Below are 24,298 nucleotides of genomic sequence, written 5' to 3' on the forward strand. Positions count from 1 at the left end.
GTGGATATAAGCCTTTCAGGTATAGCAAAAAACGACACGTCCTGTGGGGGTAAAGCGGCTTTGATGCAAAAACTCAGATCTGCCGCTCATCTCCTGCGGCGGCGACGCCATCGCACAGCAGGTCGATAATCAGTAACGCGCCATATTGCACCTCGCCGGGAGAAAGCCAAACATCTCCGGCCTGCGTCGCGCTGGTGGGATCTTTGGTCACCATGATTATCGCCGCGCCCTGCCGCCTGGCCTGCTGCACCGCCGCAAGCAGCGCGCTGTCCGGCGTTGAGCTGGCGAAGACAATCATCGCCTGCCCCGCATTCAGCATCGAGGCGGTGAAGCTCATCAGCGCCGGGTCATAGCAGACGCTGGCGGGCTGTCCCAGCGTCAGCAAGCGATACTGCAGCAGGCTGGCAAAAGGCGTGTCCGCCGCACCGGCGCTAAAAATATGAATCGCATTGGCTCGCCTGAGCAGCGCCACGGCACGCGTGACGCTCGCCTCAGGCAACGTTTCCAGCTGCTGACTCAGCGACTGCTGGATGCTGCCCAAACGCTGCTGCCAGGCAGCAGACAGCTCGCTGCCCGGCATGGCGGCACTGGCCTGCGCCAGCTTCATGCGTAAATCACGAATATCATCGCAGCCGGCGGCTCTGGCAAAGCGCGTGATGGTGGCCGGACTGACGCCCGCCGCCTGCGCCAGCTGGTCAATAGTGGCCGAGGAGGCAAAACCCGGATCGTGCAGAATAGCCTGCGCTACCCTGGACTCCTGCTGGCTGAACTCCGCCAGCTTCTGGCGAATGCGGCTGATAATATCGCCGTCCGTATCACGCCCGATGGAGTGTGAAAAACGCGCCAGCACGTCTTTAGCCACGCCGCCACGACTGGCCAGAAATTGCAGCGTCTCGTTATCTACCCATGCCGCATCGCCCAGCACTTGAGACGGTGCAGCCAGCAAATCCTGTACCCGGCTGTCGTGCTGCTGATGGCGAACCTGGCCGAGAAAATCATTCATGTCGCTGCAGCCAATGGTTCTTGCAAATTGCTGGAGCGTAGCCTGACTGACACCCGCGCGCGCCGCCAGCTGCTCCATCGTCGCATCCGGTAGCTGGAAAAAATTCTCAAGAAAAAAGCGTGCCAGCCGGGTCTCCTGCGGAGAAGAGTCCGCTAACCCATGGACCAGGTGATAAACAATATCCATCGCTGAAAGATTCCTTGCGTCTGCGTCACAGGCGAATAAACCATCATAATATCTTGAAATTATTTTTCAATTACCATTGCCGTCATACCTCTCACTTTCGCTACACCAGCCCGACAGCCTCCTGAACCCCCTTTAATATTCAGGAAACCAATAATCCAACGCAGATCACGGTCATGAAAATAATTTTCATACATGCTGAATAAACGCGCTGTTGTTTGAAACACGTTTTCAATTTGAAGGATAAAGGTAATGAAGAAGATCATGTTGTGTTGCGCCGCGGGAATGTCCACCAGCATGCTGGTACAGAAAATGCGCACCGAGGCCACTAAACGTGCGCTGGACGTGCAAATTGACGCCGTCTCCGTCGCAGAAATTGAAAGCCATCTCCAGAGCGCCGACGTGGTGCTTCTGGGTCCTCAGGTGCAGTTCGAACTGGCCCGCCTTACCGAGCTTTCGTCCCCGCTCGGTAAACCGGTGGCGGTTATCGACATGATGGATTACGGCACCATGCGCGGCGACCGCGTGCTGGATAAAGCTCTTACCCTGATGGCCTGATGAGCGGGAGAAAACGATGAAAATTACCGTTGTAGGCGGGGGCAGCAGCTATACCCCGGAACTGATTGAAGGTCTGATTCTGCGCCATGCCGCCCTGCCGATGACGGAGCTGGCGCTGGTGGACGTGGAAGCCGGGCGCCAGAAAGTTGAGATTATCGCCGCGCTGGCTCGCCGTATGTTCGACAGCAAAGGGCTGGAACAGGTAAAAGTGACGGTGCATTACGAGCCAGACGCCGCGATTGCCGGTTCCAGCTTTGTGCTGACCCAGCTTCGCGTAGGGCAGCTGCCCGCTCGCGCCGCCGATGAACGCCTGGGGCTCAGCCACGAGCTGCTGGGCCAGGAAACCACCGGCGTCGGCGGTTTTGCCAAAGCGCTGCGCACCATTCCGGTAATGCTGGATATTGCAAAGCGCGTCGAGCGCCTTGCGCCGGATGCATGGATTATTAACTTTACCAACCCGGCAGGCATTGTCACCGAAGCTGTGTCCCGCTACAGCTCCGCCAACATCATAGGTTTGTGCAACGTGCCGGTGACCATGCACCACACCATCGCCGACATGCTCAAACTGCCTTACGACAAAGTCACGCTGCGCTTCGCCGGGCTCAACCACATGGTGTGGGTGCACGAGGTGATTGCCGATGGCAGTGACGCGACCGCCGAGGTGATTGAAATGCTGTGCGACGGCGAGCAGCTTTCAATGAACAACATCAAAGCGATTCCGTGGCCGCCCGCACTGCTGCGCGCCCTGAAAGCGATCCCTTGCCCGTACCATCGTTACTTCTGGCAAACCCGCACCATGCTGAAGGATGAACTGACGGATGCCGCGAACGGGAAAGGCACCCGCGCCGAGCAGGTGATGAAAGTAGAGGCCGAGCTGTTTGAGCTGTACGCCAACCCGCAGCTCGACAAAAAGCCGCAGCAGCTCAGCCAGCGTGGCGGCTCGTTCTATTCGGAAGTTGCCCTGGAGCTTATCGACGCCCTGCACAACAACCTCGGCAGGCAGATGGTGGTGAATACCGCTAACAACGGCGCCATTCAGGGGCTGCCGGACGACGCGGTGATCGAAACCAACTGCGTGATAGACGCGCTTGGCGCTCATCCGCTCGCGTTCGGTAAACTTCCTCCTCTAATGAACGGCCTGACTCAGCAGGTGAAAGACTTTGAACGGCTGACGATTGAAGCGGCGGTTCACGGCGACAAGCAGCAGGCGCTCCTGGCGCTGATAGCGAACCCGCTGGTGGCCGACGTGAATATTGCTCAGGCGTTGCTCGACGAAGTACTTGAAAGCAACAAGGCGTGGCTGCCGCAGTTTAATTAGCGCCGCTTATCGGTGGGCTGGTGTGCCGCCCATCCCATGACAGAAATCAATAACAATAATGCCCGGCCATGCGCCGGGACAGGGGTAACCGTGTCTGCAAAGAAATCGTTTCTTGAAAAATATGTGCTGCCGGTAGCACTGAAAATCGCCGGGCAGAAGCATGTGCTTTCCGTCCGTGATGGGATAATCCTGAATATGCCGTTCATGCTGATCGGCTCATTCTTCCTGATTTTCGCCTATCTGCCGGTGCCGGGTTACCCCCAGCTGATGACCGATTTGTTCGGCGCAACCTGGCAAAGCAAGCTGCTTTATCCGGTCAAAGCGACCTACGACATCATGGCGATTATCTCCAGCTTCGGCATCGCCTACCGCCTGGCTGAAAAGTACCGCACTATCGACCCGCTCACCTCCGGGGCGGTATCGCTGGTGGCCTTTATCATGACTATTCCACAGAACATCATGTTCACGCCGCCGTCCGGCGGTCCTGCGGAATTCGTGAAGGGCGTGCTGCCGATGGGGCAAATCGGCAGCCAGGGGCTGTTCGTTGCCATTCTTATCGCCCTGCTTTCTACCGAAATTTACCGTTTTATCAGCAACCGTAATTTGGTGATTCGCATGCCTGAGGGCGTGCCGCCGGCGGTAGCAAAATCGTTCCTCGCGCTGGTACCCGGTTTCTGCGTGCTGGCGGTGGTGCTGGCGCTTCGCCTGCTGGTGGAAGCCACACCGTTTGGTGACATCAACACTATGATTACCGATCTGGTAGGCATCCCGATGAGCCATATCGGCGGTTCGTTGCCGGGGATGATTGTGTCGGTGATCCTGATTGGCATTCTCTGGACGCTGGGCCTGCACGGCGACACCATCGTGCTGGTGTTTATCCGCCCGGTCTGGCTGACTAATATGTCCGAGAACCTGGCCGCATTCCAGAACGGCCTGCCTATCCCGCACATCATTACCCAGCAGTTTTACGACCTGTGGATCGCACCCGGCGGCACCGGCGCGCTGTTAGGCCTGGTTATTTTCATGCTGATCCGCAGCCGTAGCGTACAGATGAAGCAGCTGGGTAAAATTGCCGCCCCTGGCAGCCTGTTTAACATCAGCGAACCAATGGTGTTTGGTATTCCGCTGGTGATGAACCCGTACCTGGTGGTGCCGTTTATCCTGACGCCGGTGGTGCTGGTCATTGTCTCCTACACGGCGATGGCAACCGGCCTGGTTGCGCCCCCTGCCGGGATTGCGCTGCCGTTTACCACGCCGATTATCGTCAGCGGCTATTTAGCGACGGGCGGCCACGTTTCCGGCTCAATTCTGCAGATTGTGAACCTGGCTATCTCGCTGGTGATGTATTACCCGTTCTTCCGGGTCTGGGATAACCTGAAGTTCCGCGAAGAGCAGCAGGCGAATCAGGCGGCGGTCAGCGCCCCGGCTGAGGCGGTGAGTGAGAGGAGTACGGTGTAGCGATTTAATTGTGTCCAGGAAGTTCCGTTCACCTCAAGTACAGCCTCACCCTTAGCCACCGAACCGGTGAACGTCTCGGGAGAATCACCGCCATTCCCCCGAGACCCCGGACTCCCGGCCAAATAAATCGCCGCAAGCGGTAAACCTCCGTTTTATCTCCCAGTCCTGGGTCGGCTGAGATGCGTTCCCGACGGCCGGAGGCTGGCCAGTCGGAGAGAAAACGGAGGCGATTTAAGCCGGAACCGAGCCTCGCTTCAAGCTTATAGCCACGCTGAACATAAAAGTTGCTGCAAGTCCCGCAGCCACGCCCTTGTTCCCGGCTCTCATCGTCCCAGGTTATGACCCAACTCAGGCGGGGTTGAGCTGCCGGGAGCAGCGAAAGAGAGCGATCGTCGGGAACGAATCGCGAACGACCCCGAATGTTTGGGTGATAGCCGGTGGGTTTACCGCTTTAGCGGCGATGAGCTTGCCGGGCGCCAGGGTTGCCAGGGAGATGGCGCTTTCTCCCTGGCACGTTCACCGTGCTCTGAGCGTGTAGAGAACATTGATCTACGGGTGAACGGAACAGCCGCGGAGCGAAAGATATCCTCCGAGAAAATAGGGTATAAGAGAGTGCCCGAGTGAGGGCTAAAATCACCCCGGTCTAAAACGTGCCATAAAATACGCATCCACATACTCGCCGTCGCGCAGCGCAAAGCGTTTCCCGGTGCCTTCCACCTCGAAGCCAAACTTGCGGTACACCGCCAGCGCCGGGGCGTTATCGGTATAGACCGTCAGCTCAATGCGCTCGACGCGAAGCCACTTATCGCACAGGGCAATCATTTCTTTAAGCAAAGCTGAAGCGATGCCTTTTCCCTGATGATCGTAATGCACGCCCATGCCGAAGGTGGCAACGTGGCTGCGGTGCGGAGACTGCTCCACCGTGAGCGTCAACTGCCCCACAATCTCATCGTCGATGCACGCCACCAAATGTCGGCTTCCCGGTTTGGGGGCGGTAATTCGGTCATGCCAGGCTTTTAGAGGAGGATGAGGTAGCTGCAGCGTGTCGCGGTAAAGCGCCGGATGGGCATACATTTTCTGTAAAGCTTCCGCATCGCCGGGTTCGGCGTGACGCACAACAACTGATTTCATCCTTTTCTCCTCAATGAGTTATGGAAAACCTTTTAAACATCATTGACTTTGAACCGCAAGTCAACGCTATTTTTTTCAAAAAACGCTTTACAAGTGCGAATGATAATGATTATTATTGCCGTGCGTTCAGGGGAGACCCCTACGGAGACATCCTGAAAGCACGACATTGCTCACATTGCTTCCAGTATTACTTTAGCCAGCCGGGTGCTGGCTTTTTTTTTGCCCTTCTTATTTGAAGCTGCAGCTGCGTTGGCTGCACTCAGTTACCCGAATCACTTACCTGAGTAAGCTCATCGGGATGCCTTCCCTTGCTGCCTTGCTACAGCTCCAACTACTTTGGGCAAACCTTTGTCCGGTTTTAATAAAACGTGGATGGAAAATGCAGTAAGGTACAGTCAGCTCAAATCAAAAAGGACAATGAAATGACTCTGCACTGTGCCTTCATCGGCTTTGGTAAAAGCACCACCCGCTATCACCTTCCGTTCGTACTCTTCCGTAAAGACAAACTCAACGTGGCCCACATCTTCCGCCGTAGCGAAAAGCCGGAGCTGGAACAGCAGCCGCAGTACGCCGGGATCCACTTTACCAGCCAGCTTGATGACATTCTCAACGACCCTCAGGTCAAGCTGGTGGTGATTTGTACCCACGTCGACAGCCATTTCGAGTACGCGAAAAAGGCGCTCGAAGCGGGTAAGAACGTGCTGGTGGAAAAACCGTTTACCCCAACGCTTGCCGAAGCGCGCGAGCTGTTTGCGCTGGCGAGTGAGAAGGGCCTGGTGGTTACGCCTTACCAGAACCGCCGCTTTGACTCCTGCTTCCTGACGATGAAAAAAGCCATCGAGAGCGGCAAGCTCGGCAAGATCGTGGAAATTGAAAGTCACTTCGATATGTATCGCCCTGATGCGCCAGCGAACCCGGGCCAACCTGCGGACGGCGCTTTCTACGGCCTGGGTGTGCACACCATGGACCAGATCATTTCCCTGTTTGGCCGCCCGGATCGCGTTGCCTATGACATCCGCAGCCTGCGTAACAAAGCCAACCCGGACGATACCTTTGAAGCCCAGCTGTTCTACGGCGACCTCAAAGCGATCGTGAAAACCAGCCATCTGGTGAAAATCGATTACCCGAAATTTATCGTTCACGGCACCAAAGGCTCGTTCGTGAAGTACGGCATCGACCAGCAGGAAACCAGCCTCAAAGCGTACATCATGCCGGGTGAGCCTGGGTTCGGCGCGGACAGCAGCGTAGCTACGTTGGAGTACGTTAACGAAGCCGGTGAAACGGTGCGCGAGGAGTGGAAGCCGGAAGTGGGTGACTATGGCCGCGTCTACGATGCGCTGTACGACACGCTGATCGCCGGCAGGCCTAATTACGTCAGAGAAATTGAAGCTCTGACCAACCTGGAAATTCTGGAGCGCGGTTTCGAACAGCCGTCACCTGCGACAATAAGCCTCTCCTGATAACATTTTGGCTCCTCTGACTCGTTCACTTTTTTTGAACAGAGGAGTCAATTTTCACCCTCTATGATCCTCCGCTAAATGGGTCCACACTTATCCCATCAAACGAATTGCGGAGGACATACCATGATCTACTTAAGAAAAGCACAGGACCGCGGCCATGCGAACCACGGTTGGCTGGACAGCTGGCATACCTTCTCTTTTGCCGACTATTATGACGCCAACTTTATGGGTTTCTCGGCGCTGCGGGTCATTAACGAAGACGTTATCGATGCGGGCCAGGGCTTTGGTACCCATCCGCATAAGGACATGGAAATCCTGACTTACGTGCTGGAAGGTGCGGTTGAGCATCAGGACAGCATGGGCAACAAAGAGCGCGTGCCTGCGGGTGAATTCCAGATTATGAGCGCCGGGACCGGGATCCGTCACTCTGAGTACAACGCCAGCCAGACCGAACCGCTGCGCCTGTACCAGATTTGGATCATTCCAGAAAAAACCGGAATTACGCCGCGCTACGATCAGCGCCGTTTTGATGCCCCTCAGGGGCGCCAACTGGTGCTTTCCCCGGATGCTCGTGACGGTTCACTGAAAGTCTATCAGGATATGGAGCTGTCTCGCTGGGCGCTGGCCAAAGATGAGCAGTCTGTTTATCAGATTCCGGCCGACCGCCGCGTCTGGATCCAGGTGGTAAAAGGCGACGTGTCTATTAACGGCACGCAGGCAAAAACCAGCGACGCGATCGCGATATGGGATGAGCAGGCGATTTCCGTTCACGCCAGCGAAGCGAGTGAGATCCTGCTGTTCGACCTGCCGCCAGTATAAACGTTACCCGTCAAACCCGCCCTGAAGAAGGGCGGGCTATAAATGCTGGAAAAGTTCATTGTCCTAAAAAGGTCTGACGGCCTAATAAAACAATGAACTATGTTCTCTGGTTTATCCCAAACAGTCGAAAACCACGTTTTTCGGCTGTTTGTCATCAATCTGAACCCGTCCCTGAAAAAGGGGCGGGTTTTCTTTTGTCCGTGCTAAACTCGGCTGTCGAAACTTCATAAGCCAAGCAGGACGATGAAAAAGAAAAGACCGGTACTACAGGATGTTGCGGATCGCGTTGGGGTGACCAAAATGACGGTCAGCCGTTTTTTACGCAACCCGGATCAGGTGTCTGCCGCGCTGCAGGTTAAAATTGCCGCCGCGTTAGATGAGCTGGGCTATATCCCGAACCGTGCGCCGGATATTCTTTCTAATTCAACCAGCCGGGCCATCGGTGTCCTGCTTCCTTCTCTGACCAACCAGGTATTCGCCGAAGTCCTGCGCGGCATTGAAAACGTCATTGATGCCCACGGCTATCAAACCATGCTCGCCCACTACGGCTATAAGCCGGAGCTGGAACAGGAGCGCCTGGAATCCATGCTGTCCTGGAACATCGACGGCCTGATTTTGACCGAGCGGAACCACACGGCCAGAACGCTAAAGATGATTGAAGTCGCCGGTATTCCGGTGGTGGAGCTGATGGATAGCATTTCTCCCTGCCTGGATATCGCCGTGGGCTTTGATAACTTCGAAGCGGCTCGCCAAATGACGGCCACCATCATTGCCCGTGGCCACAGGCACGTTGCTTACCTCGGCGCGCGGCTCGACGAACGTACCCTCATCAAGCAAAAAGGCTACGAGCAGGCGATGCTCGACGCCGGGCTGACGCCGTACAGCGTGATGATTGAAAACTCCTCTTCTTACTCCACCGGCATTGAGCTGCTGCGCCAGGCAAAACGGGAATATCCACAGCTCGACAGTATCTTCTGCACCAACGATGACTTAGCGATTGGTGCGGCGTTTGAATGCCAGCGCCAGGGCCTGCGCATTCCGGAAGATATGGCGATTGCCGGTTTCCACGGCCATGACATCGGGCAGGTGATGGAGCCGCGGCTGGCGAGCGTGCTTACCCCGCGAGAGCGCATGGGGCGTATCGGGGCAGAGCGTCTGCTGGCGCGTATTCGCGGTGAGATCATTACCCCAAAAATGCTCGATTTAGGCTTTACGCTGTCGCCCGGCGGCTCGATCTAAGCCGAAAATTTTATTTGATACAGCTCACACTTATACACTTTGCAAGCTAATGGTTATTGCTTATTGCTCAGCCAGACCGGAAAATGTTATCGGTAACAGTTACCCGTAACAAAACCAGGCGCATTGCTTTGTGTCAGAGTCGGAGCCATCATGAGCACTACTAATCACGACCACCACATTTACGTCCTGATGGGCGTCTCCGGCAGCGGCAAATCCGCCGTTGCCAGCGAAGTTGCCCATCGGCTGAACGCCGCGTTTCTTGACGGCGACTTCCTGCATCCCCGCAGCAACATCCTGAAAATGGCCTCCGGCGAGCCGCTGAACGACGACGACCGTACCCCGTGGCTGAAGGCGTTAAACGACGCCGCGTTTGCGATGCAGCGCACCAACAAGGTTTCGCTGATCGTCTGTTCGGCGCTGAAAAAGCACTATCGTGACCTGCTGCGTGACGGCAATCCGAACCTCTCCTTTATCTATATGAAAGGCGACTTCGGGGTGATTGAAAGCCGCCTGAAAGCGCGTAAAGGCCATTTCTTCAAAACCCAGATGCTGGTGACTCAATTCGAAACCCTGCAAGAGCCGCAGGCGGATGAAAAAGACGTGCTGATCGTGGATATCGACCAGCCGCTGGACGGCGTTGTCGCCAGCACCCTCGCATTAATCAACCAAGGCAGCGCAGAGTGAGTACATTAACGCTTGTTTTAACCGCGGTCGGCTCCGTGCTGCTCCTGCTGTTTTTAGTGATGAAGGCCCGTATGCACGCCTTCGTGGCTTTGATGGTGGTTTCTATTGGTGCCGGGCTGTTCTCCGGCATGCCGCTCGACAAAATCGCCGACACCATGCAGAAAGGCATGGGCGGTACGCTGGGCTTCCTGGCGATTGTGGTGGCCCTCGGCGCGATGTTCGGCAAAATTCTGCATGAAACCGGCGCGGTGGATCAGATTGCCGTTAAGATGCTGAAGTCCTTCGGCCACAGCCGCGCGCATTACGCGATTGGCCTGGCGGGTCTGATTTGCGCGCTGCCGCTGTTCTTTGAGGTAGCCATCGTGCTGCTGATAAGCGTTGCGTTTTCGATGGCGCGCCATACCGGAACCAACCTGGTGAAGCTGGTGATCCCTCTGTTTGCGGGCGTCGCCGCTGCTGCCGCGTTCCTGCTGCCTGGGCCTGCGCCGATGCTGCTGGCATCGCAGATGCACGCTGACTTTGGCTGGATGATCCTGATTGGCCTGTGCGCCGCGATCCCCGGCATGATTATCGCCGGCCCGCTGTTCGGAAACTTCATCAGCAAATTTGTTTCGCTGGAAATCCCGGACGATATCTCCGAGCCGCACCTGGGCGAAGGCAGGCTGCCGTCCTTTGGCTTCAGCCTGTCGCTGATCCTGCTGCCGCTGGTGCTGGTTGGCCTGAAAACCATTGCCGCTCGTTTCACCGCGCCGGGTTCTACGCTGTACGAATGGCTGGAGTTCATCGGCCACCCGTTCACCGCGATTCTGGTGGCCTGCCTGGTGGCTATTTATGGTCTGGCCTATCGCCAGGGCATGGACAAAGAAAAAGTGATGGCGGTGTGCGGCCAGGCGCTGCAGCCTGCGGGGATTATCCTGCTGGTTATCGGCGCCGGTGGCGTGTTCAAACAGGTGCTGGTTGACTCCGGCGTGGGCCCGGCATTGGGCGAAGCGCTGACCGGCATGGGTCTGCCTATCGCGATTACCTGCTTCGTGCTGGCGGCTGCGGTACGTATTATTCAGGGTTCCGCGACCGTGGCCTGCCTGACCGCCGTTGGCCTGGTGATGCCGGTCATCGAGCAGTTGCATTATAACGGCGCGCAGATGGCGGCGCTGTCTATCTGTATCGCGGGCGGCTCTATCGTGGTGAGCCACGTGAACGACGCAGGCTTCTGGCTGTTTGGTAAGTTTACCGGCGCAACCGAAGCACAAACGCTGAAGACCTGGACGATGATGGAAACCATCCTCGGCACCACCGGGGCGATTGTCGGGATGATTGCGTTCAGCCTGCTGTCTTAATCTCTCGTCTGAACCTGCTAAAAACACCCGGTAATTGCCGGGTGTTTTGCTTTTACGGGTTAAGCTTCTCTCTTCCCGTGACGCTCTTACTCCCTATTAAAGAGGGAGCGCCGCATGAAAAAATTACTCTTCTTACTGTTATTGCCGCTGTTAACCGGCTGCGCGACGCTGGTTAGCAATAATGACGCCACGGTGTATATCGACAGTACGCCAAAGAGCGCGGCCTTTACGATTTTTGATGGCAAGGGAGAGATTGCCGCGCAGGGCATCACCCCACAGTCCGTGACGCTTAAAAAGACGGACGGCAGCTACTTCGGGAAGAAAAACTATACGCTGATGCTAAAGCACGAAGGGTATTACTCCATGTCCATACCGCTGGAAATCCGTTTTAGCAATTGGTATCTCTTCGGCAACATCATCTTCTTCGGCGTACCGGGGTGGCTGATTGTCGATCCGTTCTTTGGCGGCATGTATACGCTGAAGCAGGAAAATCTTCATCTCCTGCTGCGTGCATGCCAGCCGGGGCCGTATCGGTATATGTGTTCGTGAGGGGGATCGAGCCTGGTAGGGTTATCTCTTGCTTATGTGGGATCGGCTAAGATTCCGTTCACTTCCAGTCCTGTTTTATATGCAGCCACCGCAACGGTGAACGTCTCGGGGAAGTCACCGTCACTTCCTCGAGACCCCGGACTCCCGGCCAAATAAATCGACCGATAAAGCGGCAGACCTCCGCTTTATCTCCCAGTCCTGGGTCGGCTGAGATGCGTTCCCGACGTCCGGACCCTGGCCAGTCGGAGAGAAAACGGAGGCGATTTAAGCCGGAACCGAGCCTCGCTTCAAACCCGCAGCTACACAGAACATTACAGTCGCTTCAAGACCTACAGCTACACCCTTGTCCCCGGCTCTCATCGCCCCCGACTGTTTGGGTGATAGCCGGGGGTTTACCGCTTCAGCGGCGATGAGCTCGCCGGGCGCCGGGGCTGTCCGGGGGATGGCGTTATCCCCCGGACACGTTCACCGTACTCTGAACTTATGTGGAACACAGATTTTCTGGTGAACGGAACAACTGCGGGCTATAAGTGAATGAAACCTTAGCCGAACTTTCATAGAGGATATTTACGGCAAAAGGCTCTCTATTTTACCCACGCATCCACGTTCTGATCCCATCCAGGAACATCTGGTTGGAAATCATAATCAGCACCAGCCCCATCAGGCGCTCAAGGGCATTCACGCCTTTTTCACCCAGCAGGCGCAGGAACAGGGAAGACTGCAGCAGAATGGCCACCGTGCCACCCCAGGCCAGCATCAGCGCGGCCACTAAATGTCCCATCTGGTTTGGATACTGGTGCGACAGCAGCATCAGCGTGGCCAGCAGAGAAGGGCCGGCAACCAGCGGGATCGCCAGCGGCACGATAAACGGCTCTTCCCCGGCGGGCAGGCCGGACGAACTGCCTTCCTGGCCCGGAAAAATCATCTTAATGGCGATAAGGAACAGGATAATCCCGCCTGAAATGGAGACGGTTTCGGCCCGCAAATTCAGGAAGCCCAGGATTTTCTCCCCGGCAAACAGGAAGATAAGCATTAGCAGTAGAGCAATAAGCAGTTCGCGGATCATAATGGCCCGGCGGCGCTTTGGCTCCGTATGTTTTAGCACCGACATAAAGATCGGCAGGTTGCCGAGCGGGTCCATAATCAGGATCAGTAAAACCGCTGCGGATATGATTTCAGTCATCTGTTTTCCCCAAAATCTGGCAAGTTGTTTCTGGTAATAAGCTTTGTTTCTGACACGGCAGATATCATTGATTAATTTCACTTGCGACTTTGGCTGCATTTTGTAATGTGGAGTGATGTTCTGGCTCACTGCCAGCGCTTACACACGCAATCATCTCTGCAGGATTAAGTCGCTATGAAAAATGTTGGTTTTATTGGCTGGCGCGGTATGGTCGGCTCTGTACTCATGCAACGCATGGTGGAAGAGCGCGATTTTGACGCCATTCGTCCGGTTTTCTTCTCCACTTCCCAGCTTGGGCAGGCAGCCCCTACGTTTACCGGCACTACCGGCGGTACATTGCAGGACGCATTTGATCTGGAAGCGCTGAAGGCGCTGGATATCATAGTGACCTGCCAGGGCGGCGATTATACCAACGAAATCTATCCAAAGCTCCGTGAAAGCGGCTGGCAAGGTTACTGGATTGACGCAGCTTCTTCTCTACGCATGAAAGATGACGCGATTATTATCCTCGACCCGGTCAATCAGCATGTCATTCAGGAAGGCCTGAACAAAGGCGTCAAAACCTTCGTTGGCGGCAACTGCACCGTAAGCCTGATGCTGATGTCCCTCGGCGGCCTGTTTGCCAACGACCTTGTTGACTGGGTATCCGTTGCGACTTACCAGGCTGCATCCGGCGGCGGCGCGCGCCATATGCGTGAACTGCTGAATCAAATGGGCCAGCTGTATGGCGAAGTCTCCACCGAACTGGCGAATCCGGCTTCCGCGATTCTGGATATCGAACGTAAGGTCACCGAGCTTGGCCGCAGCGGTAAGCTGCCGGTTGATAACTTCGGCGTGCCGCTGGCCGGCAGCCTGATCCCGTGGATCGACAAGCAGCTCGACAACGGTCAGAGCCGTGAAGAGTGGAAAGGTCAGGCGGAGACCAACAAAATTCTTGCCACCTCTTCCGTTATCCCGGTTGACGGTCTGTGCGTGCGTGTGGGCGCGCTGCGTTGCCACAGCCAGGCGTTTACCATCAAGCTGAAGAAAGATGTGTCTATCCCAACCGTGGAAGAGCTGCTGGCCGCGCACAACCCGTGGGCGAAAGTGGTGCCAAACGACCGTGATATCACCATGCGTGAGCTGACCCCGGCTGCGGTAACCGGCACGCTGTCTACGCCAGTTGGCCGCCTGCGTAAGCTGAACATGGGGCCTGAGTATCTTTCGGCCTTCACCGTCGGCGACCAGCTGCTGTGGGGCGCTGCCGAGCCGCTGCGCAGAATGCTGCGGGCGCTCGCATAATCAAGCGGAGTTAACAGAGGGGCAAATGATGCCCCTCTTTTTTTGCCTGCAATTTGAGGTAAAACGGAAGTTATTAATTTATTTCACGAGGAGTCAATAAAGCGTTGGCTATGCTTAAGTCATCACGCGCAAGCGTTTTGGCGAGTATTGGGCGAACCGGCTTACAGGAGTTAAGTGCCGTTCGTCAGGTCAATGATAAGTGTCGTACCTGCGCGGCGGCGTAGCGTGGGTTGTTGGTGACACATAAAAAAGGAAAATGCCATGTCTGTTCTGCCGGAAAGAGACGTGATCAATGCGCTAATTACGGGTCATTTTGCCGATCCGTTTTCCCTGCTGGGAATGCATCAAACAGACGCCGGGCTTGAAGTCCGTGCGCTGTTGCCTAACGCCACAGAAGTCTGGGTTATCGAACCAAAAACCGGGCGCAAAGTGGGCCAACTGGAGTGCCTTGATTCCCGGGGTTTCTTTTGTGGGCTGATTCCTCGCCGTAAAAATGCCTTTCGCTATCAGCTTGCCGTGGTCTGGCACGGTCAGGAGAACCTGATTGACGATCCCTATCGCTTTGGGCCGCTGATTCAGGACCTGGACAGCTGGCTGCTCTCCGAAGGCACGCATCTACGCCCGTATGAAACGCTGGGCGCGCACGCCGACACGATGGACGGCGTGACCGGAACGCGCTTCTCGCTTTGGGCACCGAACGCCAGGCGCGTCTCCGTTGTCGGGCAGTTTAACTACTGGGACGGCCGCCGTCACCCGATGCGGCTGAGGCGAGAGAGCGGCATTTGGGAGCTGTTTATCCCCGGAGCGCACAACGGACAGCTGTATAAATTCGAGCTGCTGGATGCCGATGGGCACCTGCGTATTAAGGCCGATCCTTACGCTTTTGAAGCGCAAATGCGCCCCGAAACGGCCTCTTTGATCTGTGGCCTGCCGGAGAAAACCACGCTCAGCCCCGAACGGCAGAAAGCTAACGGCTTTGACCAGCCCATCTCAATCTATGAAGTGCACCTTGGCTCCTGGCGCCGCCACAGCGACAATAACTTCTGGCTCAGCTATCGCGAGCTGGCAGAGCAGCTCATTCCCTACGTGAAAGAGATGGGCTTCACCCATCTTGAACTGTTGCCGGTTAACGAACACCCGTTTGACGGCAGCTGGGGCTATCAGCCGCAAGGGCTTTATGCCCCGACGCGCCGCTTCGGCACGCGCGACGACTTCCTCTACTTCCTTCAGACCGCCCACGAGGCCGGACTTAACGTTCTGCTGGACTGGGTGCCCGGGCATTTCCCGACGGATGACGCGGGGCTGGCGAATTTTGACGGTACCGCGCTGTATGAACATGGCGACCCGCGTGAGGGTTATCACCAGGACTGGAACACGCTGATTTATAACTATGGCCGCCGTGAAGTCTGTAACTATCTGGTGGGCAACGCGCTGTACTGGATTGAACGTTTTGGCATTGATGGCCTGCGCGTGGATGCCGTCGCCTCGATGATTTACCGCGATTACAGTCGCGAAAAAGACGAGTGGATCCCGAATGCGTTCGGGGGACGTGAAAATCTGGAGGCCATTGAATTTCTGCGTAATACCAACCGTATCATCGGTGAGCAAACGCCGGGCGCGGTAACCATGGCGGAAGAGTCGACCGATTTTTCCGGCGTTTCTCGCCCGCCGAGCATGGGAGGGCTGGGGTTCTGGTTTAAGTGGAATCTTGGCTGGATGCACGACACGCTCGACTATATGAAGCTCGACCCGGTCTACCGCCAGCATCATCACGATAAAATGACCTTTGGGATGCTGTATAACGGCACCGAAAACTTTGTTCTGCCTCTCTCGCACGATGAAGTCGTGCACGGCAAAAAGTCGATTCTCGACCGCATGCCGGGGGATGCCTGGCAGAAGTTCGCCAACCTGCGCGCTTACTATGGCTGGATGTGGGCCTTCCCCGGCAAAAAGCTGTTGTTTATGGGCAATGAGTTCGCCCAGGGCCGCGAATGGAACCACGACAGCAGCCTTGACTGGCACCTGCTGCAGGGGGGCGATAACTGGCACCATGGCGTGCAGCGCCTTGTGCGCGACCTCAACCATACCTACCGGCGCCATGCCGCACTGCATCAGCTGGATTTTGACGACTACGGCTTTGAATGGCTGGTGGTGGAAGATAAGGCGAATTCGGTCTTTATTTTCGTGCGCCGTGATGCCGGGGGCAACGAGGTCATTGTTGCCAGCAACTTCACGCCGGTACCTCGCTACCATTACCGCTTCGGCATCAACCAGCCTGGGCGCTGGCGCGAAGAGCTGAATACAGACTCGATGCATTATCACGGCAGTAACGCCGGTAACAGCGGTACAGTGCGCAGCGAGGCGGTGCCAAGCCACGGCCGCGAGCATTCCCTGTGCATTACGTTGCCGCCGCTGTCCACCCTCTGGCTGATCCGGGAGGGCGATGCATGATGCAGCTCACTCAAGGTAGCCCGGCACCGTACGGTGCGTATTACGACGGCAAAGGCGTTAATTTCACCCTCTACTCGGTGCATGCCGAAAAGGTAGAGCTGTGCCTGTTTGATGAACACGGTCGCGAACAGCGCTATGACTTGCCATCGCGTTCAGGGGACATCTGGCATGGCTATCTGCCGGAAGGCAAACCGGGGCTGCTCTACGGCTACCGGGTTCACGGGCCTTGGGAGCCTGAAAAGGGTCACCGGTTCAACCCTGCGAAGCTGCTGCTCGATCCCTGCGCACGTGTGGTGGTGGGCGGTGCCGAAGATCACCCACATTTTCACTGCGGCTACGATGAACCCAACCTCGAAGACAGCGCCCCGCACATGGCGAAGTGCGTGGTGGTCAGGGAAACATTTGACTGGGAAGACGACCTGCCGCTCAGAACGCCGTGGGGCAACACGGTTATTTATGAAGCCCACGTCCGTGGGCTGACGCTGCTTCATCCCGGCATCCCGGAGGCGCTGCGCGGCACTTATGCGGCGCTGGGGCACCCGGTGATGACTGATTACTTCAAACGACTGGGGATCACGGCGCTTGAACTGCTGCCCGTCGCGCATTTTGTTACCGAACCCCGCATTTCGCAGCTGGGGCTGAGTAACTATTGGGGCTACAACCCTCGCGCTTTCTATGCCGTTGAAAGTGACTACGCGATAGATCAAAACCCTCATAACGCCGCGAACGAGCTACGAAGCGCCATCAAAGCGCTGCACAAAGCCGGCATTGAAGTGATCCTCGACATTGTCCTGAACCACAGCGCGGAGCTGGACAAAGATGGCCCAACCCTGTCGCTGAGCGGAATCGACAACCGTAGCTATTATTGGTTAATGGACAACGGCGATTACCAGAACTGGACCGGCTGTGGGAATACCCTGAACCTCAGCACGCCGGGCGTGGTGGCGCAGATGACGGACTGCCTGCGTTACTGGGTTGACAGCTTCCATGTGGACGGTTTCCGTTTTGATCTGGCCTCGGTGATGGGGCGCACGCCGGAGTTTCGCCAGGATGCGCCGCTGTTTGAGGCGATCAAAAACGATCCGCAACTGTCGCAGGTGAAGTTAATAGCCGAGCCCTGGGATATCGGTCAGGGGGGGTATCAGGTCGGTAACTTCCCGCCGCTGTTTGCCGAATGGAACGATCATTTCAGGGACGGGATGCGCCGCTTCTGGCTGCAGCAGGATCTCTCTTTGGGCGGGTTTGCCTGCCGCTTTGCCGGGTCGAGCGATGTTTATCGTCATGGCGAAAGGCGGCCATCCACCAGTATTAATTTAATCACTGCCCATGATGGTTTTACGCTGCGTGATTGCGTCAGTTTTAACCAGAAGCATAACGAAGCCAATGGTGAAGATAACCGCGACGGTACCAACAGTAACTTTAGCAATAACTATGGTTTTGAAGGGCTTGAGGCCAGCCTGATTATTAAAGAACGGCGTCGGGACAGCGTGCATGCGCTGCTCACAACGTTATTACTTTCCCAGGGAACGCCGATGTTGCTCGCCGGAGATGAGCATGGCCACAGCCAGCATGGCAACAACAACGCCTACTGCCAGGACAATGTGCTGACCTGGCTTGACTGGGAGCAGGGAAACGACGGGTTAGCCACCTTTACGGCGGCCCTTCTTCGTCTGCGCCAGGCTATTCCGGCGTTGACCGCCAACGGCTGGTGGGAAGAGGGGGACGGCAACGTTCGCTGGCTGAATAAGGAGGCGCAGCCCCTGAGCGTCGATGAGTGGCAGTGTGGGGTGCATCGCCTGCAAATCCAGCTGTCCGATCGCTGGCTGATAACAATTAACGCGACCGAAGACGTTGCGGACATCGTTCTACCTGAGGGGGAATGGCACGCCGTTCCTCCGTTTGCCGGAGAGGATAACCCGGTCGTGATGGTTGTATGGCATGGTCCTGCGCACGGAATTTGCGTGTTCCACAAGTCATGAAAAAGGAGTTCGTCATGGTTAGGTTTGAAAAAAACGATCCGTTGATGTTGGCTCGCCAGCTGCCGATCAAATCCGTTGCGTTAATTCTGGCCGGTGGTCGCGGAACTCGACTGAAGGATCTCACGTCGACACGCGCCAAGCCTGCGGTTCACTTTGGCGGCAAGTTCCGCATTATTGATTTTGCGCTATCCAACTGCATCAACTCCGGTATTCGCCGCATTGGGGTCATTACTCAGTATCAATCACATACCCTGGTGCAGCACATTCAGCGCGGCTGGTCCTTCTTTAGCGAAGAGATGAACGAGTTTGTCGATCTGCTGCCCGCCCAGCAGCGCGTGCACGGTGAAAACTGGTATCGCGGTACGGCGGATGCCGTGACCCAGAACCTCGACATTATTCGCCGCTACGACGCCGAATATGTGGTGATCCTCGCCGGAGATCACATCTACAAGCAGGACTACTCGCGCATGCTTATCGATCACGTCGAGAAGGGCGCGCGCTGTACCGTTGCCTGTATGCCGGTGCCGATACATGAAGCTTCGGCGTTTGGCGTCATGGCGGTGGACGTTGACGAAAAAATTGTCGACTTCGTGGAGAAGCCGGAAAACCCGCCAACGATGCCAAACGACAGCAGCAAGTCTCTGGCAAGCATGGGCATTTACGTCTTTGACGCCGATTACCTGTTCGCTCTTCTGGAAGAAGACGATCGGGATGAAAATTCAAGCCACGACTTTGGCAAAGATATCATTCCAAAAATTACCCGGGCCGGCGAAGCTTACGCCCACCCGTTCCCGCTCTCCTGCGTGCAGTCCGATCCTAACGCCGAGCCTTACTGGCGCGATGTGGGCACGCTGGAAGCCTACTGGAAAGCAAACCTTGACCTGGCCTCGGTCATGCCGGAGCTGGATATGTACGACCAGAATTGGCCGATTCGTACGCATATGGAGCCGCTGCCGCCCGCTAAGTTTGTGCAGGACCGTTCCGGTAGTCACGGCATGACGCTGAACTCGCTGGTTTCCGGTGGCTGCATTATCTCGGGCTCGGTGGTCGTGCAATCGGTGCTGTTTCCGCGCGTGCGCATTAACTCGTTTTGCAATATCGACTCATCCGTACTGTTGCCAGACGTCATTGTCGGCCGCTCCTGCCGATTACGCCGCTGCATTATCGACCGCGCCTGCGTGATCCCTGAGGGCATGGTAGTCGGAGAAAATGCTGAAGAGGATGCTCGCCGCTTTTACCGCTCTGAAGAGGGCATTGTACTGGTCACGCGTGAGATGCTGGCGAAGCTGCAGAGCTGAAGCGCGTAGAAAATTGGCCAGCGCACGCGATTGCCGTGCGCGGTTATTTTATCGTTTGGCGTTGCCTGAGGGTTAAGACACAGCGCCGCGACTTTCCAAATGGGAGCGATAATGCAGGTCTTACATGTCTGTTCCGAGATGTTTCCTCTGCTGAAGACTGGCGGCCTTGCGGATGTGCTTGGCGCGTTGCCGGCGGCACAGATTGCAGGCGGCGTTGATACGCGCGTCCTGCTTCCCGCTTTTCCCGACATTCGGCGGGGAATCGAAGATATTCAGGTCGTTGCCCATCGACAAACGTTCGCGGGCGACATGCGCCTGCTCTACGGCCACTATAACGGCGTAGGGATTTACCTGATTGATGCGCCCCATCTTTACGAGCGTCCCGGAAGCCCGTATCACGACACGAATCAGTTTGCCTACCAGGACAACGTGCTGCGTTTTGCGCTACTTGGCTGGGTGGGCGCCGAAATGGCCTGTGGACTCGATCCCTTCTGGCACCCTGATATCGTGCACGCCCATGACTGGCACGCGGGGTTGGTACCGGCTTATCTGGCGGCGCGCGGTCGCCCGGCGAAGTCGGTGTTTACCGTGCACAACCTTGCTTATCAGGGCATGTTCTATGCTCACCACTTAAGTGAAATCGATCTTCCGTGGTGGTTTTACGATATGAACGGAGTGGAGTTTCATGGGCAGATTTCGTACCTGAAGGCCGGGCTTTACTACGCCGATCATATTACCGCCGTCAGCCCAACCTATGCTCGCGAGATTACCGAACCGCACTTTGCCTATGGCATGGAGGGGCTTTTGCGCCAGCGCCAGCGTGAAGGACGCCTGTCGGGCATTTTAAACGGCGTAGACGATAAGATTTGGAACCCGGAAAGTGATTTGCTGCTGGCCTCACGCTATACCCGCGACTCGCTGGAAGAGAAAGCTGAAAACAAACGTCAGCTACAGGTGGCGATGGGGCTGAAGGTGAATGACAAAGTGCCGCTGTTTGCGGTGGTCAGCCGCTTAACCAGCCAAAAAGGGCTGGACCTGGTGCTCGAGGCGCTACCCGGACTCCTGGAGCAGGGCGGGCAACTGGCGCTGTTGGGCGCCGGTGATTCCGTCCTGCAGGAAGGGTTCCTGGCGGCGGCGGCCGAGCATCCCGGCCAGGTTGGGGTACAAATTGGCTATCACGAGGCTTTTTCTCACCGCATCATGGGCGGTGCTGACGTGATTTTAGTTCCGAGCCGCTTTGAGCCCTGCGGCTTAACGCAGCTCTACGGCCTGAAATATGGCACCTTGCCGCTGGTGCGGCGAACCGGTGGCCTGGCCGACACCGTGTCGGATACCTCGCTGGAAAATCTGGCAGACGGTGTGGCGACCGGTTTTGTATTTGAAGACAGTAATGCCTGGTCGCTGCTCCGTGCGATCCGGCGTGCTTTCGTGCTGTGGTCCCGCCCGTCTCTGTGGCGTTTTGTGCAGCGGCAGGCGATGAATATGGATTTTAGCTGGCAGGTAGCGGCGCAGTCATACCGCGACCTTTATCAACGCTTGTTGTAATTACCCATACACCAGGAATCACTGATATGAACGCACCCTTTTCCTATGCATCACCCACGCTTAGCGTCGAGGCGCTGAAACACTCGATTGCGTATAAGCTGATGTTTACGGTGGGGAAAGACCCTGCCATCGCCAATAAACACGAGTGGCTTAACGCCACGCTTTTTGCCGTTCGCGACAGGCTGGTTGAGCGGTGGTTACGCTCCAATCGCGCCCAGCTCTCGCAGGAAGTCCGCCAGGTTTACTACCTGTCGATGGAGTTTCTCATCGGGCGCACGCTGTCGAATGCGTTGCTTTCTCTCGGCATTTATGAAGATGTGAAAAACGCCCTCGAAGAGATGGGGCTGGACCTGGAAGAGTTGATTGATGAGGAGAACGACCCCGGCCTTGGCAACGGTGGTCTTGGCCGTCTCGCCGCCTGTTTCCTCGATTCGCTGGCGACTCTGGGGTTACCGGGACGGGGCTACGGTATTCGCTACGACTACGGTATGTTTAAGCAAAACATCGTTGATGGTCGCCAGAAAGAGTCGCCGGACTACTGGCTTGAATACGGTAACCCGTGGGAATTTAAGCGCCATAACACACGCTATAAGGTGCGTTTTGGCGGACGTATTCAGCAGGAGGGTAAAAAATCTCGCTGGGTCGAGACCGAAGAGATCCTGGCGGTGGCCTATGACCAGATTATCCCGGGCTACGACACCGATGCGACCAACACGTTGCGACTGTGGAACGCCCAGGCGAGCAGCGAGATCAACCTCGGTAAGTTTAACCAGGGCGATTACTTCGCGGCGGTAGAAGACAAAAACCACTCCGAGAACGTGTCCCGTGTGCTTTATCCAGATGACTCAACCTATTCGGGGCGCGAGCTGCGTCTGCGTCAGGAATACTTCCTGGTTTCATCAACCATGCAGGACATCCTGAGCCGCCATTACCAGCTGCATAAAACCTATGCCAATCTGGCAGAGAAAACGGCGATTCACCTGAATGACACCCATCCGGTACTGTCGATTCCGGAGCTGATGCGGCTGCTGATTGACGAACATAAGTTTGCGTGGGAAGAGGCGTTTGAGGTCACCTGCCAGGTGTTCTCGTACACCAACCACACGCTGATGAGCGAGGCGCTGGAAACCTGGCCGGTAGACATGCTCGGTAAGATCCTACCGCGGCATTTACAGATAATCTTTGAGATTAACGACTACTTCCTGAAGACGCTGCAGGAGCAGTACCCGAACGACACCGGGCTGCTGGGCAGGGCATCTATCATCGATGAGTCCAACGGCAGGCGCGTGCGTATGGCCTGGCTTGCGGTGGTGGTCAGCCATAAGGTGAACGGCGTTTCCGAGCTGCACTCTAACCTGATGGTGCAGTCGCTGTTTGCCGACTTCGCCAGCATCTTCCCGATGCGCTTTAGCAACAAAACGAACGGCGTTACGCCACGCCGCTGGCTGGCGCTGGCTAACCCTGCGCTGTCCGAAGTGCTGGATGAGAATATTGGTCAGACCTGGCGCACCGATCTTAGCCAGCTTAGCGATTTGAAACAGCACATCGACTACCCAACGGTACATCAGGCGGTCCGTAAGGCCAAGCTCGCCAATAAAAAACGGCTGGCGACTTACATCGGCCAGCAGCTCAATGTAGTGGTAAACCCGGATGTGCTCTTCGATGTGCAAATTAAGCGCATCCACGAGTACAAGCGGCAGCTGATGAATGTGCTGCACGTCATCACCCGCTACAACCGCATTAAGGCAGATCCGGCGGCGGAATGGGTGCCACGCGTGAACATTTTTGCGGGTAAAGCGGCGTCTGCCTACTACATGGCGAAACACATTATTCATCTTATCAACGACGTCGCGGAGGTCATTAACAACGATCCGCAGGTCAAAGATAAGCTGAAAGTGGTGTTTATCCCCAACTACAGCGTCAGTCTCGCCCAGCTGATTATTCCGGCGGCGGATCTCTCCGAGCAAATCTCACTGGCGGGGACCGAGGCTTCGGGAACCAGTAATATGAAGTTTGCCCTGAACGGGGCGCTGACTATTGGGACGCTTGATGGCGCGAACGTTGAGATGCTCGAGCACGTCGGTAAGGACAATATCTTTATCTTCGGTAATACGGCGGAAGAGGTGGAGGCGCTGCGTCGTAAGGGCTACAACCCTCGCGAATATTACGAGAAGGATGAAGAGCTACGCCAGACGCTGACGCAAATAGCAACCGGGGCGTTCAACGCTGGTGAGCCGGGACGCTACCGGGATCTGGTGGATTCGCTGATTAACTTCGGCGATCACTATCAGGTGCTGGCGGATTACCGCAGCTATGTGGACTGCCAGGACAGGGTTGATGAACTTTACCAGCAGTCGGAGGAGTGGACTATCCGCACTATGCACAATATCGCTAATATGGGCTATTTCTCGTCCGACAGGACGATTCAGGAGTACGCCGATGAGATTTGGCATATTAAGCCGGTGAGATTGTAGGTTTCCGCCTCACCCTAACCCTCTCCCCGCGTGGGAGAGGGGACCAGAACGGCAAGTAATCTTTATGTTTCTCATTGTTCCTTCTTGGGCTATCTCTTCGTCATAGATACGTTCTATGAAGGATTGGCTAAGGTTCCGTTCACTTCCAGCCCTGTTTTATATGCATCCCCCTAATCGGTGAACGACTCGGTGAAGTCACCGTCACTTCCCCGAGACCCCGGACTCCCGGCCAAATAAATCGACCGCTAAAGCGGCAGACCTCCGTTTTATCTCCCAGTCCTGGGTCGGCTGAGATGCGTTCCCGACGCTCTCAGCCTCCGGCCGTTCCCGACGTCCGGACCCTGGCCA

The 24,298-nt window shown here is 56.3% G+C and carries 20 protein-coding genes; 16 read left to right on the forward strand and 4 right to left on the reverse strand.

Annotated elements, in window-relative coordinates; genetic code table 11:
• Positions 1 to 73 precede the first annotated feature (73 nt).
• On the reverse strand, positions 74 to 1,189 hold the full coding sequence (locus VGM55_RS16435; RefSeq protein WP_331636048.1) for a MurR/RpiR family transcriptional regulator: 1,116 nt from the start codon (positions 1,187 to 1,189) through the stop codon (positions 74 to 76).
• A 59-nt stretch (positions 1,190 to 1,248) separates the two neighbouring features.
• Entirely contained in the window at positions 1,249 to 1,452 is a 204-nt protein-coding gene (locus VGM55_RS16440) for a hypothetical protein (RefSeq protein ID WP_154185941.1), read from the reverse strand.
• On the opposite strand from VGM55_RS16440, the gene VGM55_RS16445 reads away from it, so the two are divergent.
• From VGM55_RS16445 to VGM55_RS16460, 4 genes are all read left to right on the forward strand, one after another.
• Positions 1,439 to 1,744 carry a PTS sugar transporter subunit IIB gene (locus tag VGM55_RS16445; RefSeq protein WP_331636049.1) on the forward strand — a complete coding sequence of 102 codons (306 nt, stop codon included), beginning with the start codon at positions 1,439 to 1,441 and terminating at the stop codon, positions 1,742 to 1,744. The genes VGM55_RS16440 and VGM55_RS16445 overlap by 14 nt on opposite strands.
• Before the next feature lie 16 nt (positions 1,745 to 1,760).
• Entirely contained in the window at positions 1,761 to 3,062 is a 1,302-nt protein-coding gene (locus VGM55_RS16450) for a 6-phospho-beta-glucosidase (protein ID WP_331636050.1), read from the forward strand.
• Between the two features lie 36 nt (positions 3,063 to 3,098).
• On the forward strand, positions 3,099 to 4,520 hold the full coding sequence (gene celB / locus VGM55_RS16455; protein WP_331636051.1) for a PTS cellobiose transporter subunit IIC: 1,422 nt from the start codon (positions 3,099 to 3,101) through the stop codon (positions 4,518 to 4,520).
• Positions 4,521 to 4,830: 310 nt separating this feature from the next.
• A complete protein-coding gene (locus VGM55_RS16460) occupies positions 4,831 to 5,058 on the forward strand; it encodes a hypothetical protein (RefSeq protein WP_331636052.1) in 228 nt (75 codons plus the stop codon).
• Positions 5,059 to 5,153: 95 nt separating this feature from the next.
• Here VGM55_RS16460 and VGM55_RS16465 read toward each other — a convergent pair whose 3' ends face one another.
• Positions 5,154 to 5,651 carry a GNAT family N-acetyltransferase gene (locus VGM55_RS16465; RefSeq protein WP_331636053.1) on the reverse strand — a complete coding sequence of 166 codons (498 nt, stop codon included), beginning with the start codon at positions 5,649 to 5,651 and terminating at the stop codon, positions 5,154 to 5,156.
• A gap of 422 nt (positions 5,652 to 6,073) precedes the next feature.
• Here VGM55_RS16465 and VGM55_RS16470 point away from each other — a divergent pair, with 422 nt between their 5' ends.
• The 6 genes from VGM55_RS16470 (at position 6,074) to VGM55_RS16495 (ending at position 11,739) form a co-directional block, all read left to right on the forward strand.
• Positions 6,074 to 7,111 carry an oxidoreductase gene (locus VGM55_RS16470; protein ID WP_331636054.1) on the forward strand — a complete coding sequence of 346 codons (1,038 nt, stop codon included), beginning with the start codon at positions 6,074 to 6,076 and terminating at the stop codon, positions 7,109 to 7,111.
• Positions 7,112 to 7,234: 123 nt separating this feature from the next.
• Positions 7,235 to 7,930 carry a pirin family protein gene (locus VGM55_RS16475; RefSeq protein WP_154189136.1) on the forward strand — a complete coding sequence of 232 codons (696 nt, stop codon included), beginning with the start codon at positions 7,235 to 7,237 and terminating at the stop codon, positions 7,928 to 7,930.
• 243 nt (positions 7,931 to 8,173) lie between these two features.
• Entirely contained in the window at positions 8,174 to 9,169 is a 996-nt protein-coding gene (gntR, locus tag VGM55_RS16480) for a gluconate operon transcriptional repressor GntR (protein WP_154189135.1), read from the forward strand.
• Positions 9,170 to 9,319: 150 nt separating this feature from the next.
• Positions 9,320 to 9,853: a gluconokinase gene (gene gntK / locus VGM55_RS16485; RefSeq protein ID WP_154189134.1), complete on the forward strand. Its 534-nt coding sequence runs from the start codon at positions 9,320 to 9,322 to the stop codon at positions 9,851 to 9,853.
• Positions 9,850 to 11,190: a gluconate transporter gene (gene gntU / locus VGM55_RS16490; protein ID WP_331636056.1), complete on the forward strand. Its 1,341-nt coding sequence runs from the start codon at positions 9,850 to 9,852 to the stop codon at positions 11,188 to 11,190. Before gntK ends, gntU begins: the two co-directional genes overlap by 4 nt.
• A 114-nt stretch (positions 11,191 to 11,304) precedes the next feature.
• Entirely contained in the window at positions 11,305 to 11,739 is a 435-nt protein-coding gene (locus tag VGM55_RS16495) for a hypothetical protein (RefSeq protein ID WP_154189133.1), read from the forward strand.
• Between the two features lie 589 nt (positions 11,740 to 12,328).
• Here the strand turns inward: VGM55_RS16495 and VGM55_RS16500 are convergent.
• Positions 12,329 to 12,922, reverse strand: a complete 594-nt coding sequence (locus VGM55_RS16500; RefSeq protein WP_331636057.1) for a YhgN family NAAT transporter — start codon at positions 12,920 to 12,922, stop codon at positions 12,329 to 12,331.
• Positions 12,923 to 13,096: 174 nt separating this feature from the next.
• Between VGM55_RS16500 and asd the strand changes: the two genes are divergently transcribed.
• The 6 genes from asd (at position 13,097) to glgP (ending at position 23,950) form a co-directional block, all read left to right on the forward strand.
• A complete protein-coding gene (gene asd, locus VGM55_RS16505; protein ID WP_154189132.1) occupies positions 13,097 to 14,203 on the forward strand; it encodes an aspartate-semialdehyde dehydrogenase in 1,107 nt (368 codons plus the stop codon).
• 261 nt (positions 14,204 to 14,464) lie between these two features.
• Positions 14,465 to 16,654, forward strand: coding sequence for a 1,4-alpha-glucan branching enzyme (glgB, locus tag VGM55_RS16510; protein WP_331636058.1), 2,190 nt, complete (start codon positions 14,465 to 14,467; stop codon positions 16,652 to 16,654).
• On the forward strand, positions 16,651 to 18,633 hold the full coding sequence (gene glgX, locus VGM55_RS16515) for a glycogen debranching protein GlgX (RefSeq protein ID WP_154189130.1): 1,983 nt from the start codon (positions 16,651 to 16,653) through the stop codon (positions 18,631 to 18,633). The genes glgB and glgX overlap by 4 nt, the downstream gene beginning before the upstream one ends.
• A gap of 14 nt (positions 18,634 to 18,647) precedes the next feature.
• Positions 18,648 to 19,931: a glucose-1-phosphate adenylyltransferase gene (gene glgC, locus VGM55_RS16520; RefSeq protein WP_154189129.1), complete on the forward strand. Its 1,284-nt coding sequence runs from the start codon at positions 18,648 to 18,650 to the stop codon at positions 19,929 to 19,931.
• A gap of 111 nt (positions 19,932 to 20,042) precedes the next feature.
• Positions 20,043 to 21,476 (forward strand): glycogen synthase GlgA, encoded by a 1,434-nt coding sequence (gene glgA / locus VGM55_RS16525; protein WP_154189128.1) that lies wholly within the window; start codon positions 20,043 to 20,045, stop codon positions 21,474 to 21,476.
• A 26-nt stretch (positions 21,477 to 21,502) separates the two neighbouring features.
• Complete coding sequence (gene glgP / locus VGM55_RS16530) at positions 21,503 to 23,950, forward strand: glycogen phosphorylase (RefSeq protein WP_331636060.1); 2,448 nt, start codon at positions 21,503 to 21,505, stop codon at positions 23,948 to 23,950.
• The last annotated feature ends 348 nt before the right edge of the window (positions 23,951 to 24,298 follow it).

This window comes from Cedecea sp. (assembly GCF_036500665.1).
Taxonomy (GTDB): Bacteria; Pseudomonadota; Gammaproteobacteria; order Enterobacterales; family Enterobacteriaceae; genus Cedecea.